Genomic DNA, 14,072 nt, shown 5'->3' with positions numbered 1-14,072 from the left:
GGATGACTGCCGTCACGACGGCGTCAAAAATATGCCGAAGGGACCTGGAACCAGGCCCCTTCGGCATTGATTACACCGGCTTGGTCTCAGCCAGTGCTTCCTGCGCCAACTCCTTCTCGGCTTCCTTCAGGTCATCTTCACTGATCATCTCGGCGATCGCCCGCAGACGCTCCACCACCCGCGCATTGACGCTGCCTTCGGGGAATTGCCCCTCTTCGTCGGGCGAACCCGCAGGCTCACCCACCAGCAGGCTCAAGGCCTCGTCGGCCTGACGCACGGCATAGACGTGGAATTGCCCCTGCCGCACGGCCTGCAACACCTTCTCATCGAGCATCAGTGTCGCGACGTTGGCCTGGGGAATGATCGCCCCCTGCTCGCCGGTCAGCCCGCGGGCCTCGCAAAGACGGAAGAAACCTTCGATCTTCTCGTTGACCCCGCCGACCGCCTGCACCTCACCAAACTGGTTGATCGAGCCGGTGATGGCAAAGCACTGCTTGAGCGGCGTCTTCGACAGGGCCGAGATCAAGGTGCAGGCTTCGCCCAGGGACGCGCTGTCGCCGTCGACATAGCCGTAGGACTGCTCAAGGGCGATACTCGCCGAGATCGCCAACGGGAATTCCTGGGCATAACGGCTGCCCAGGTAACCGGTGAGGATCATCACGCCCTTGGAGTGAATCGGCTGGCCGAGGTTAACTTCACGCTCGATATCGACGATGCCGCTGCCGCCCGGGTACACCGTGGCAGAAATCCGCGCCGGCACACCAAACGCCGAGTCACCCACCTCCAGCACCGTCAGCCCGTTGCACTTGCCCACCGCCGCGCCGGCGGTGTCGATCAGGATCACCCCGGCGAGCATGTCGTCGAGAATCCGCGCCGACACCCGCCCGGTGCGCGTGGCCTTGGCCTTGAGTGCGCGCTCGATGTGCCCGGAGTCGGTGCGCTCATCACCGGCCAAGTGACGAATGAAGTCCGCCTCGCTGACCAGCTGGAACAAATCACCGATACGCGCCGACAAGCGGCCCTGGTTCTCCGCCAACCGCGCGCTGTAGGTCGCCAGCCGCGCCACCGCATCGGAGGTCAACGGCGCCATGCCTTCTTCCGAGGTGCGGGTTTTCAGCAACTGGGCGAACTGCTCCAGGCTTTCATCCACCATCGGGATGTCTTCGTCAAAATCCACCAGTACCCGGAACATCTCCTGGAAGTCCGGATCCGCGTCCTGCAACGCGTAGTACAACTGGCGGGAGCCGATGATGATCACCTTGAGCTGCAACGGGATCACTTGCGGGTTGAGGGTCACCGTGGCCAGGCGGCCCAGTTCGCCCAGCGGTGATTCCATCTTCAGCTTGCGCGATTGCAAGGCACGCTTGAGGGCGTCCCATACAAACGGCTCGCTGAGCATCTTTTCGGCTTCAAGGATCAGGAAACCACCGTTGGCACGGTGCAGCGCACCCGGGCGCAATTGGCGATAGGTGGTGTAGAGCGCGCCCTGGTCGGTGCTGTATTCAATACGACCGAACAGGTTGTCGTAGGTCGGATGCGGCTCGAAGACCACCGGGGCGCCACCGTTGATCGGATGCCCCACCACCAGGCTCGGGCAGTACTGTTCTTCCAGCAACTTGCGGGCCTGGGCGTCGGTTTTCGCATCGTCCACCAGTTGCTCGACCACGGTTTTCAGCAGGTAGACCTGCATCGCCTGCAAGTAGCCGCAGACGGCCGCGTTCTCCGCATATTTTTCGGACAACGGCGCCAGCAGTGGCTGCAAGGCCAGCGTGATGGTTTCTTCGTTGAACTGGCGCATCTGGTTATTGGACTCGCGCTTCCACTGGGGCAGGCTGGCGAGTTCTTCGTTGAGGCGTTCTTCCAGTTCGGAAATATCGGTGTGGAAACGCTCGCGGTCGGCTTCGGGCAACTGCGAGAACTCGGCCTCGTCCAGGGCCTTGCCGTCGAGCATCGGGGTAAACGCAATGTTGGTGCTGTCACGGTACAGCGCCACGTCTTTTTCCAGGGCCAGGCGCTCGATGACGTCCAGGGCACGGTCGTAACGCTGGTTGAAGGCACGGTCGATGGCGCTTTTGCGCTGTTGATACGTCGGGTGTTCAAACACCGCCGGGAAGGTCGCGACCAGGTTGTCGATCAGGCCGTTGATATCGGAGATGAACGCGGCAGCACCGCCCGCAGGCAGTTCCAGCGCGCGGGGTTCGCGAGGCTCATCGAAATTATTGACGTAGACCCAGTCGGCCGGGGTCTGCAGGCGCTTGCCTTCGGCCTTGAGGTAGCGTTTGACGAACGAAAAGCGCCCGGTACCGGGCTCGCCCATCACAAATACGTTGTAACCGGGGCGTGGCATTGCCACACCAAACTGCAAGGCTTCGACCGCACGTTCCTGGCCAAGCACACCGCGAAAGGGCTCCAAATCATTGGTGGTCGAGAAGCTGAACTGTTCAGCGGAAAAAGGACGAGTCAGCGCTTCGGGCGCTAGACGCAAGCTGGCAGCAACAGGATCAGGCATCGGGCTTCCTTACATCAGGCGGGGCAGATGACGGCATTCTGGCGCCGGGTTGGGCCGGCTGGCAAGGACGGCTTGGGGAAAGCATAGACCCGTGTTCGGGGCTGTAAAAAAACCGAGTGTTTCCGGCTTGTTTCATAAAAAGTCACGGAACCCTTGGATCATGCCTAAACTCCAACCTGCTGCGGGTTGGACTAATAACCGACCCCTAGGGTGCTGTCAGGCACCTGAACCCTTGTCCATTGGTTTGCACACAAAGAGAACAAAGCTATGAAACGGATCCTTCTCGGTACTCTCTTCACCGTCGTCTCCCTCAATGCAATGGCAGAAGCGCCAGGTGGCCCGAACTGCGGTTGGGGCAACATGTTGTTCGAAGGCCAACGCGGCACTCCGGCTCACTTCCTGGCCTCCACCACCAACGGTACCTCGGGTAACGCCACGTTCGGCATGACCTCGGGCACCAACGGCTGCAGCACCAACAGCGCACTGACCTACGGGGGCAAATCGTGGATTGCCATGAATGGCATGATGAACGAGCTGTCCGAAGACATGGCCAAGGGTAACGGCGAAGCGCTGACTACCTACGCTGTAGTACTGGGCGTTGCTCCTGAAGATCGCGAGCACTTTGCCGCTGTGACTCACGAGCACTTCCAGCAAATCTTCAGCAAGGCTGACGTAACCGCTGATGACGTGCACAACAACACCCTGGCTGTACTGAAAAGCGACACCCGTCTGGCGAAATACGCTACCCAGGCTTAAGCTCGACCCGCCCGTGCCTTTCGAGGCACGGGTTTTATTATTTTTGGACCTGCCTCCCCTTTGGGTCTTTTTATCTCGACTTAAGTTGCCCACATGCTCAAACGCCTTGCCTACCTGGCACTCTTCGCCTGCGCCCCGCTTTATGCGGCGCCGCACCTTGATGATCAACGTTTGCAGCAACTGGCCAACGACCCGTTCTGGCTTTCGCTGGGGCACTACGAATCCGGCAAGTTCAAAGGCTGGCGCAGCTATGTCAGCGACAAGAAATTCTTCCTCGCTCCCGATGGCGCCCACCATCCGGACCAGGAGCTGAAGGCCACTGTCGAGGCGCTGTATGCCCCGGCCAGCCTCGGCGAAAAGCACGCCCAATGCGTTTACCCGGCACGTACACGCTGGCTCAAGGACCAGTTGCACCTGAGCGACTTGCCGACGCTGGACTGCAAGGAGTTCAAGCAATGGTTCAAGGACGTCGCCCCCCACAGCGCGGTGATGATCTTCCCGGCGGCCTACCTCAACAGCCCGTCATCAATGTTCGGCCATACCCTGCTGCGCATCGACCAGGCTGACGTGCAGAGCAACAACACCGCCCTGCTCAGCTACGCGATCAACTTTGGCGCCTATATCGAAGGCTCGGACAACAGCATCCTCTACGCCTGGAAGGGCCTGATGGGCGGCTACCCGGGCCTGTTCGCGCTGGTGCCCTACCAGGAAAAACTCTCGGAATACCGTAGCCTGGAGAACCGCGACCTGTGGGAATACCGCCTGAACCTGACCCAGGTCGAGACCGAGCGCATGGTCGAGCACGTGTGGGAACTCAAGCAGATCCAATTCGACTATTTCTTCTTCGACGAAAACTGCTCCTATCGCCTGCTGGAACTGCTGCAAGTGGCCCGCCCAAGCCTGCGGTTAACCGAACAATTCCCGCTGACCGCGATCCCTACCGACACGGTAAAAGCCGTGAAAGAAGCCGGCCTGGTGGAGAAAATCGATTACCGCCCTTCCCGTGAACGGGAGCTGCTGGAACGCGCCAAGCCGCTGGACAGCGACGAGCAGCAATGGGTGCTGAAGATCAGCGACGACCAGAAACAACTGCAGGACCCGGCGTTCAAGGCCATCGCCAAAGACCGCCAGGCCCTGATCATCGACGCCGCCTACCGCCTTGGCCGCTACCGCGCCAACGGCCTGGAGCGCGACACCGAACGCTCCCAGCGCAGCTTCGAACTGCTGCGGGCGATCAACCAGAACCCGGCGCCGGACCTGAAGATCGAACGCCCCGGCCTGCCCGAAGACGGCCACGAATCCCGCACCTGGCAAGCCGGCATCGGCACCCGGGGCGACAAGGCCTTCGGCGAATACGGCCTGCGCATGGCCTACCACGACCTGAACGACAACGCCGAAGGCTTTCCCTTGGGCGCGCAGATTGAAATCCTGCAAATGAAACTGCGCCAGTACGAAGGCAACCACTGGCAATTGCAGCAACTGGATCTGGCAACCATCCGCTCACTGACCCCACGCAACGAGCTGCTGCAGCCGTGGTCGTGGCAAGTCACCGGCGGCCTGGAGCGCGTACCGGGCAAGCATGACGACGAGACCCTCGTCAGCCACGTCAACGGTGGCGCGGGCGGCACCTGGCAACTGCGCGACGACATGCTTGGCTTCGCCCTTGGCACGGTGCGCGTGGAGCACAACAGCGACTTCGGTGAAGCCATCTCCCCGGCTGCCGGGTTCAATACAGGTGTGTTGTGGCGCAACCCGCTGGGCAACCTGAGCCTGGAAGCCAAGGGTGACTTCTTCACCAATGGCGAGGTGCGGCGCAGTATCAGCCTGAATCAACAGTGGGAATTGTCGCGCAACCTGGGGCTGAGACTGAGTGCGCAGCGGGATTACAGCCACCTCGCGACACCGGTGAACGAAGTGATGCTGGAAGTGAAGTGGTATCACTATTAATCCCTGAGCCGTAGATCGTTCCCACGCTCCGCGGGGGAATGCATCCTGTGACGCTCTGCGTCACGACCTTTAAAAGCGGACGCAGAGCGTCCAGAGCGGCATGCCCACGCAGAGCGTGGGAACGATCTCTAATTAGTCCATAAGGAGCTTGCTCCCGCAGGGCTGCGCAGCAGCCCCAAAACCAGACACCTCACCCTCTCTGTAATATCTCTATACCCTGAACAGGGGCCGCTTCGCGCCCCAGCGGGAGCAAGCTCCCTCGCCACAGGGGGCGCGTGATCGCCCGAAGCCGCAGCGTCACACGGATTTCTCACATCCGTTTCACATACCCCGAACGAATCCACTCCTACACTTCCCCCATCAGCCGTTCAACGGCCAGGGAGCAAGCGATGTGGCGGTACGCTGTAGTGCTGGGCCTGTTGGCCCTGCTGTCGGGTTGCCAATCAACCCATGAGGATTTGCTGGCCAAGGGTTATCCACCCGCCTTCGCCGATGGCTATGACGACGGTTGCAGCAGCGGCCGCCAGGCTGCCGGGGTGATCACCGGGGAATTTCGCAAGAACGTCCCGCGCTACCTGAAAGACCGCACCTACGCCGAAGGCTGGGATGATGGCTTTCGCCAATGCAAGGCCATGCGCGAGAACGAAGACCTGAACGACTACAAGAATCGCCACTGGGACGACCGCGAACGCGCCTGGCAACAGGAAAAAGACCGCGACGCTGCCAGGGCCTTTCGCTCGCAATAGGTCGCTTCCAGACATCCAGCGAAACTTAACCCCTGCGACCATGGCCCAAACTCCATAGCAGGAGAACGTCATGAGTCGAGCTTTCGTCAACGAAGACAGCGCCGCTGCCCAGGCCAGCCAACCGGTGGAACGCCAGGTCAGCGCGCAACCCAATCACCTCACTGCCCGCGGACTTGCACAATTGCAGGCCAGGGTCGCGCAGTTGCAGCATGAGCACAGCGAAGAATCCGCCAAGGGCGAGCAGGCCGATAAACAGCGCCAGGCCGACCTTGAGCGGGATTTGCGTTACTTCAACCAGCGCCTGCAAAGCGCACAGGTGGTGGCGCCGGCAACCTCCACCGACAAGGTGCAAATCGGCAGCTGGGTGACCTTTGCCAACGAACAGGACGAAGCGCAGCGCATTCAGTTAGTGGGCGAAGACCAGGCCGACGCCACGGTGGGCCTGATCAACTGGGGTTCGCCACTGGGCCGCGCTCTGCTGGGTGCACAGGTGGGCGACGAGGTGCTGTGGAGGCGCCCCGTCGGTGATCAGTTGATCGAAATCCTGCGCATCGAACCCGAGGGTTAAACGATGCCCTGGGCCAGCATTGCATCCGCAACCTTCACGAAGCCTGCAATGTTGGCGCCCTTCACGTAGTTGACCCGGCCGTTCTCTTCGCCGTAGTGCACGCACGCATGGTGGATCGACTGCATGATGTTGTGCAGCTTGCTGTCCACTTCACCGGCGGTCCACAGCAGGCGCATGGCGTTCTGCGACATCTCCAGCCCGCTCACCGCCACCCCGCCGGCATTGGACGCCTTGCCCGGCGCGAACAGGATGCCGGCCTCGATAAAGATATCCACCGCCTCCAGGGTGGTCGGCATGTTGGCGCCTTCGGCCACGCAGACGCAGCCATTGCGCAACAGGGTGCGCGCCGCTTCGGCGTCCAGTTCATTCTGGGTGGCGCAGGGCAACGCGATGTCGCAGGCCAGTTCCCATGGTGCTTTGCCGGCGCGGAATTCCAGGCCGAAACGCGATGCCAGTTCGCTGATGCGCCCGCGCTGTACGTTTTTCAGTTCAAGCAGTGCCGACCATTGTTCTTCGGTCAAACCGCTTTCGCAGTACAGAGTGCCTTCGGAGTCGGACAAGGAAATCACCTTGCCGCCCAGGTCCATGACCTTGCGCGCCGCGTACTGGGCGACGTTGCCGGAGCCGGAGATGGCCACGCGCTTGCCTTCGACCCGCTCGCCGTTGCGCTTGAGCATTTCTTCAGCGAAGTACACGCAGCCAAAACCGGTGGCCTCCGGGCGAATCAGGCTGCCGCCGTAGCTCATGCCCTTGCCGGTCAGCACCGAGGTGAACTGGTTGCTCAGGCGCTTGTACTGGCCGAACAGGAAGCCGATCTCCCGGGCGCCCACGCCAATATCACCGGCGGGCACGTCCACGTCCGAGCCGATATGGCGATACAGCTCGCTCATGAACGCCTGGCAGAAACGCATCACCTCGGCGTCGCTCTTGCCCTTGGGATCGAAGTCCGAGCCGCCCTTGCCGCCGCCCATGGGCAGCGAGGTCAGGGAGTTCTTGAAGGTTTGTTCGAAGGCGAGAAATTTCAGCACGCCCAGGTTCACCGACGGGTGGAAGCGCAGGCCACCTTTATAAGGGCCGATGGCGCTGTTCATCTGGATCCGGAACCCGCGGTTGACCCGTACTTTGCCCTGGTCATCTTCCCACGACACCCGGAACACAATCGCACGCTCCGGCTCGCAGATGCGCTCCAGGATGCCCGAGTTCAGGTAGTGGGGATTGGCTTCAAGAAACGGCCACAAACTGCGCAGGACTTCTTCCACGGCCTGGTGGAATTCCGGCTGGTCGGGGTCGCGTTTCTTGAGGCGGGCAAGGAAGGATTCAACGGATTCGATCATGAAAAGTCTCGGCAAATTTATTGTCGTTAAAGGAGATTTGTCCCGGACTTTATCAATTCATGTCGCACCGCGACAGGGCAAAATGTCGCTTTTGTGAATTTAAATGGTGCATTAGATATAAATACAGGCGTTTTTTGCACCTTAATGAGGATTTCAATCCAGGCTTTGCACCAACAGTTAATCCGCTATCGCAGGCAAGCCAGCTCCTACATTTGATCCAGTACATCCATGACAATGCGGTCAACTGTGGGAGCTGGCTTGCCTGCGATGCAGACGACGCGGTCCACCTGGAAACACGCAAAAAAAAGCGGAACCCGAAGGCCCCGCTTGTTCAAACCACCAACCCGAATCAGGCCAGTTTCTTGTGCCGTACACGATGCGGCTGGGCAGCTGCTTCGCCGAGGCGTTTCTTGCGATCGGCTTCGTATTCGGTGTAGTTGCCTTCGAAGAACACGGCTTGGGAGTCGTCTTCGTACGCCAGGATGTGAGTGGCCACACGGTCAAGGAACCACCGATCGTGAGAGATCACAATGGCGGCGCCCGGGAAGTCCAGCAGGGCTTCTTCCAGGGAACGCAGGGTTTCAACGTCGAGGTCGTTTGACGGCTCGTCGAGCAGCAATACGTTGCCGCCTTCTTTCAGGGTCAGGGCCAGGTGCAAGCGACCGCGCTCACCACCGGACAGGTCCTTGACGAACTTCTGCTGGTCGCCGCCCTTGAAGTTGAAGCGACCCACGTAGGTGCGCGACGGGATTTCGTAGTTGCCGATACGGATCTGGTCGGAACCGTCGGAAATCTGCTGGAACACCGTCTTGCTGCCGTCGAGGTCGTCGCGGCTCTGGTCAACGCAAGCCAGTTGCACGGTTTCGCCGACTTCGATGGTGCCCGAGTCCGGTTGCTCCTTGCCCATCAGCATGCGGAACAGCGTGGATTTACCCGCACCGTTACCGCCGATCACGCCAACGATGGCGCCTTTTGGCATGGAGAACGACAGGTTGTCGATCAACACGCGGTCGCCGTAGCCCTTGCAGACGTTCTTGAACTCGATGACCTTGTCACCCAGGCGCGGACCGGCCGGGATGTAGATTTCGTTGGTCTCGGAACGCTTCTGGAATTCCTGGGACTGCATCTCTTCGAAACGCGCCAGACGGGCCTTGGATTTCGACTGACGCGCCTTGGCGCCTTTACGCACCCATTCCAGCTCGTCTTTCATGGCCTTTTCATGGGCCGACTGTTGCTTGGATTCGGCGGCCAGACGGTCGGACTTGGCTTCCAGCCAACCGGAGTAGTTGCCCTCGTAAGGGATACCGGCGCCACGGTCGAGCTCGAGGATCCAGCCAGCAACGTTGTCCAGGAAGTACCGGTCGTGCGTGATCGCAACCACGGTGCCCGGGAAGTCGTGCAGGAAATGCTCCAGCCAGGCGACGGAATCGGCGTCCAGGTGGTTGGTCGGTTCGTCGAGCAGCAGCATGTCGGGGGCCGACAGCAGCAGGCGGCACAGGGCCACACGACGCTTTTCACCACCGGACAGGTGTTCAACCTTGGCGTCCCACGCCGGCAGGCGCAGCGCGTCGGCGGCGACTTCCAGTTGGCGGTCCAGGTTGTGACCGTCGGCGGCTTGCAGGATGGCTTCGAGCTTGGCCTGTTCTGCCGCCAGTTTGTCGAAGTCGGCGTCTTCTTCAGCGTAGGCCGCGTAGACCTCGTCCAGGCGGGCCTGGGCGTTCTTGATCACGCTGACCGCTTCCTCGACCACTTCACGCACGGTCTTGGTCGGGTCCAGGATAGGTTCCTGTGGCAGGTAGCCGATGTTCAGGTCGGGCATCGGGCGGGCTTCGCCGTCGAACTCGGTGTCGACGCCGGCCATGATTTTCAACAGGGTGGATTTACCCGAACCGTTGAGGCCGAGCACGCCGATCTTGGCGCCCGGGAAGAAGGACAGAGAAATGTTTTTCAGGATTTCCCGCTTCGGCGGAACAACTTTTCCCAGCCGATGCATGGTGAAGACGTATTGAGCCATGGTGAACCTAGCGTCAGTGACTGATGAATTAAGCGGGCGAAACCCGTGCCAGGCCATGCGCCGCGCGGGCCGTTGATGTCTATCAATGCCTGCGTGCGGTAGATGCCTGATTGTCTGGGGCTGGAACGCCCTCGCGTAACCGGCAAAGCTACCTGAATGCGGGTGGGCAGTCCAGCCAGGCGGGGCTGGCACTTTGCCACAACACAAGGCATGCTAGCCGCCCTCCGGGCGTCCGGCTTATAGTGCACGTCGCGCGCCAGTCCAGCCAAACCGCAGGATCACAGTTTGTCCAACGTAACGCCGCCAACTCCCCTGCGCGCCGCTCATATAGCGCCGGGAGCGCCCCTGCACGGAACCCTGAAGGGCGCATTGGCGACGCTGGTCCTGTTGCTGCTCGCGTTATTGTTCTGGCAACTGCTGGACCAGTTGCAGCAAAACCAGAAAAACCAGCAGCAATACACCATCGACTACAGCGCCGACCTGGCCGAACAGATCAGCCTGAACATGGCCCTCAGTGCGCAGATCGCGCTGAACCTGCTGCCGATCGTCGAACCGCCGCGGGACGCCGAACAGCAACAAATCCTGATGCGCACCTTGCAACGCTCCTTGCCGGAGTTGCGCAGCGTCGCCCTGCTCGCCCCCAGCGGCGCGATGATCAGTGACAGCGCCAGCGACAGCCAGGACAGCGCCTGGCTCGAAGAACTGGTCAAGCGCAGCCACGCCCAGTCCTATTACCTGAGCAACAACAACGACGGCACCGTCATCTACCTGCTGCTGCACCAGCCCAGCGGCGGCACCAAGATGTACTGGGCCTTGCGCCTGGCCCCCAATTACCTGGCCAACCTGACCCGCCAGGATGGCCAGGGCCAGCGCCCGATGTGGGTCATCGAAAACCGCCTGAACCACCGGGTGGTCAGCCGTGACAGCGGGATGCCGGCCCAATGGGCCACCGCGTTGACCCCGGACGAGTTGAACAAAAGTGTACTGGTCACGCCCCTGAGCAAGAGCGACTGGCAACTGCGCGGCCTGTTCGACCGCGCCGCCGTGCTGGAGCAACTGCTGCCAGCCTTTATCGGCAAATGCCTGTTGGGCCTGGCCTTCTCGCTGATCCCGGTGATCGTGCTGCTGAACATGCGCCGCCGCCAGCGCCAGGTGCACGAGGGGCGCCGGCGCTACCAGGATATTTTCGAAGGCACCGGCGTGGCGCTGTGCGTGCTCGACCTGTCGGGCCTGCGCGCGTTCTTCGATAGAGCCCGACTGCAAACCCGCGAGCAGTTGCAACAGTTGCTGCAAGACAACCCGGAACAGCGCCAGCAACTGCTCAAGGAACTGCGCATCACCGAGGTCAACCAGGTGGCGGTGCGCTTGCTGAATGTTGCCTCTTGCGAGCAGGCCTGGGAACGCCTGATCGACGCCTGCCCGTCGAGCCCGACCGCCATCGGCAACCAGGTGATCGACGCGGTGCTGACCCAGCAGAAGCAGCTTGAACTGGAAATCCAGCTCAGCGATATCGAAGGCAACGACCAATACCTGTGGCTGGTGATGCGCCTGCCGGAACAACAGGACGACTTCAAGGCCGTGATCCTGAGCATCAGCGACATCACCAGCCGCAAGCTGATCGAGTTGTCACTGGTGGAGCGCGAGAGTTTCTGGTCGGACGTGGTGCGCACCGTGCCCGATCACCTGTATGTGCAGGACGTGATCAGCCAGCGGATGATTTTCAGCAACCACCACCTGGGCCACACCCTGGGCTACAACAAGCCCGAGCTGCAGCAGATGGGCGAGTACTTCTGGGAGATCCTGCTGCACCCCGAAGACGCCGAGCGCTACCACGACCTGCGCCTGCAACAGCGCCAGGCCGGCTACCTGAGCCAGCTGCAGTGCCAGTTGCGCTTTCGCCACCGCAACAACCAATGGCGGCGCTTCGACATCCGCGAACAGGCCCTGGCCCGTGACAAGACTGACCAGGTGACGCGCATCATCGGCGTGGCCAAGGACATCACCGACCAGATCGAAGCCAGTGAATCCCTGCGTGACAGCGAACAGCGCTACCGCATGCTGGCGGAAAGCATCAGTGACGTAATCTTCTCCACCGACAGCAAGCTGGCCCTCAACTACGTCAGCCCTTCGGTGAACGCGGTGCTGGGCTATGACGTCGACTGGATCTTCGAAAACGGCTGGCAATCGACCATCGCCAACCCGCAGCAACTGACCGGTATCTACTCCCTGGTGGAGCAAGTCAGCCGCGCCCTGGACCAACCCGAATCCCTCGCGGCCTTGCGCAACGACGTGCAGACCCAACTGTTCCTGTTCGACTGCCTGCGGGCCGACGGGCGCAAGATCCCCATCGAACTGCGCCTGGTGCTGGTGTGGGACGAACATGGCGCGTTCGAGGGCATCCTTGGCGTGGGTCGCGATATCAGCCAGCAGCGCCGTGCGGAAAAAGACCTGCGCATGGCGGCCACGGTATTCGAACACTCCACCTCGGCGATCCTGATCACCGACCCGGCCGGCTACATCGTGCAGGCCAACGAGGCGTTCAGCCGGGTCAGCGGTTATGCGGTGGCGGACGTGCTCGACCAGTTGCCGAACATGCTCACCGTCGACGAACAGCAGGAAGCCCACCTGCGCTACGTGCTCAAGCAATTGCACCAGCACAGCACCTGGGAAGGCGAAGTGTGGCTCAAGCGCCGCAACGGCGAGCATTACCCGGCCTGGGTCGGAATTACTGCCGTGTTCGATGACGAAGGCGACCTGGCCAGCTACGTGTGCTTCTTCAGCGACATCAGCGAACGCAAGGCCAGCGAGCAGCGCATCCATCGCCTGGCCTACTACGACGCCCTGACCCACCTGCCCAACCGCACGCTGTTCCAGGACCGCCTGCACACCGCGCTGCAATCGGCGGAACGGCAGAAGTCGTGGGTGGTGTTGATGTTCCTCGACCTAGACCGCTTCAAGCCGATCAACGACTCCCTGGGCCACGCCGCCGGCGACCGCATGCTCAAGGAAATGGCCACCCGCCTGCTGGGCTGCGTCGCCGAAGACGACACCGTGGCGCGCATGGGTGGCGACGAGTTCACCTTGCTGCTGCAACCGCGGGTCAACCGTGAGATGGCGCTGAACCGGGCGATTCACGTGGCCGAGCAGATTCTGGCCAGCCTGGTGAAGCCGTTTGTGCTGGAGGGCCGCGAGTTCTTCGTCACCGCCAGTATCGGCATCGCCCTGAGCCCGCAGGACGGCAACGAACTCAGCCAGTTGATGAAAAACGCCGACACGGCGATGTACCACGCCAAGGAGCGGGGCAAGAACAACTTCCAGTTCTACCAGGCCGACATGAACGCCAGCGCCCTGGAACGCCTGGAGCTGGAAAGCGACCTGCGCCACGCCCTGGAACAGAACGAATTCGTGCTGTATTACCAGCCGCAGTTCAGCGGCGACGGCAAACGTTTGACCGGCGCCGAAGCCCTGCTGCGCTGGCGCCATCCGCGTCGCGGGCTGGTGCCGCCGGGGGACTTCATCCCGGTGTTGGAAGAGTTGGGGCTGGTGGTGGACGTGGGTGACTGGGTGATCAGCGAAGCCTGCCGCCAACTCAAGACCTGGCACCAGAACAAGGTGCGGGTACCCAAGGTCTCGGTCAACATTTCGGCCCGGCAGTTCTCCGACGGGCAACTGGGCGAGCGCATCGCCACCATCCTCAAGGACACCGGCCTGCCGCCGGCGTGCCTGGAGCTGGAGCTGACCGAAAGTATCCTGATGCGCGAGGTCAACGAAGCGATGCAGATCCTCGCCAGCCTGAAAAACCTCGGCCTGAGCATTGCGGTAGATGACTTCGGCACCGGTTATTCATCGCTGAACTACCTCAAGCAGTTCCCCATCGACGTGCTGAAGATCGACCGTACCTTTGTCGACGGCCTGCCGTCGGGTGAGCAGGATGCGCAGATTGCCCGGGCGATTATCGCCATGGCCCACAGCCTGAACCTGGCGGTGATCGCCGAGGGTGTGGAAACCCATGAGCAGCTGGACTTCCTGCGGGAGCACGGTTGCGATGAGGTGCAGGGCTACCTGTTCGGGCGACCGATGCCGGCGAACCGGTTTGAGGCGCAGTTCAGCAATGATGCGCTGTTTATGTTCGATTGAAATCCTCAGGTGATGCTGATGGCCTCATCGCGAGCAAGCCCGCTCCCACATTCGACCGTAT

At 61.4% G+C, this 14,072-nt stretch carries 8 protein-coding genes; 5 read left to right on the top strand and 3 right to left on the bottom strand.

All coding sequences use genetic code 11. The features are described from left to right. Positions 1–70: 70 nt before the first annotated feature. Complete coding sequence (locus HX817_RS10475; RefSeq protein WP_003215847.1) at positions 71–2,509, bottom strand: Lon protease family protein; 2,439 nt, start codon at positions 2,507–2,509, stop codon at positions 71–73. A 267-nt stretch (positions 2,510–2,776) separates the two neighbouring features. Between HX817_RS10475 and HX817_RS10470 the strand changes: the two genes are divergently transcribed. The 4 genes from HX817_RS10470 to HX817_RS10455 all read left to right on the top strand — a co-directional run bounded on the left by HX817_RS10470 (position 2,777) and on the right by HX817_RS10455 (position 6,526). After that, on the top strand, positions 2,777–3,265 hold the full coding sequence (locus tag HX817_RS10470; RefSeq protein WP_003215845.1) for a DUF3015 domain-containing protein: 489 nt from the start codon (positions 2,777–2,779) through the stop codon (positions 3,263–3,265). Between the two features lie 93 nt (positions 3,266–3,358). Next, positions 3,359–5,212, top strand: a complete 1,854-nt coding sequence (locus HX817_RS10465; RefSeq protein WP_177040200.1) for a DUF4105 domain-containing protein — start codon at positions 3,359–3,361, stop codon at positions 5,210–5,212. Between the two features lie 389 nt (positions 5,213–5,601). Continuing rightward, positions 5,602–5,958 carry a hypothetical protein gene (locus HX817_RS10460; protein WP_003215838.1) on the top strand — a complete coding sequence of 119 codons (357 nt, stop codon included), beginning with the start codon at positions 5,602–5,604 and terminating at the stop codon, positions 5,956–5,958. A gap of 70 nt (positions 5,959–6,028) precedes the next feature. After that, on the top strand, positions 6,029–6,526 hold the full coding sequence (locus tag HX817_RS10455; RefSeq protein WP_102606010.1) for a GreA/GreB family elongation factor: 498 nt from the start codon (positions 6,029–6,031) through the stop codon (positions 6,524–6,526). Here the strand turns inward: HX817_RS10455 and gdhA are convergent. Together gdhA and ettA are read right to left on the bottom strand one after the other, a co-directional pair. After that, positions 6,523–7,860: an NADP-specific glutamate dehydrogenase gene (gdhA, locus tag HX817_RS10450; protein ID WP_003215835.1), complete on the bottom strand. Its 1,338-nt coding sequence runs from the start codon at positions 7,858–7,860 to the stop codon at positions 6,523–6,525. The genes HX817_RS10455 and gdhA overlap by 4 nt on opposite strands. A 349-nt stretch (positions 7,861–8,209) precedes the next feature. Next, complete coding sequence (ettA, locus tag HX817_RS10445; protein ID WP_003215833.1) at positions 8,210–9,874, bottom strand: energy-dependent translational throttle protein EttA; 1,665 nt, start codon at positions 9,872–9,874, stop codon at positions 8,210–8,212. Between the two features lie 285 nt (positions 9,875–10,159). On the opposite strand from ettA, the gene HX817_RS10440 reads away from it, so the two are divergent. Next, on the top strand, positions 10,160–14,011 hold the full coding sequence (locus HX817_RS10440) for a bifunctional diguanylate cyclase/phosphodiesterase (protein WP_023659180.1): 3,852 nt from the start codon (positions 10,160–10,162) through the stop codon (positions 14,009–14,011). The last annotated feature ends 61 nt before the right edge of the window (positions 14,012–14,072 follow it).

This window comes from Pseudomonas sp. C6002 (assembly GCF_013385805.1).
Lineage (GTDB): Bacteria > Pseudomonadota > Gammaproteobacteria > Pseudomonadales > Pseudomonadaceae > Aquipseudomonas.
The sequence above is the reverse complement of the archived record's forward strand: the minus strand, read 5'-3'. Positions and strand labels throughout refer to the sequence as shown.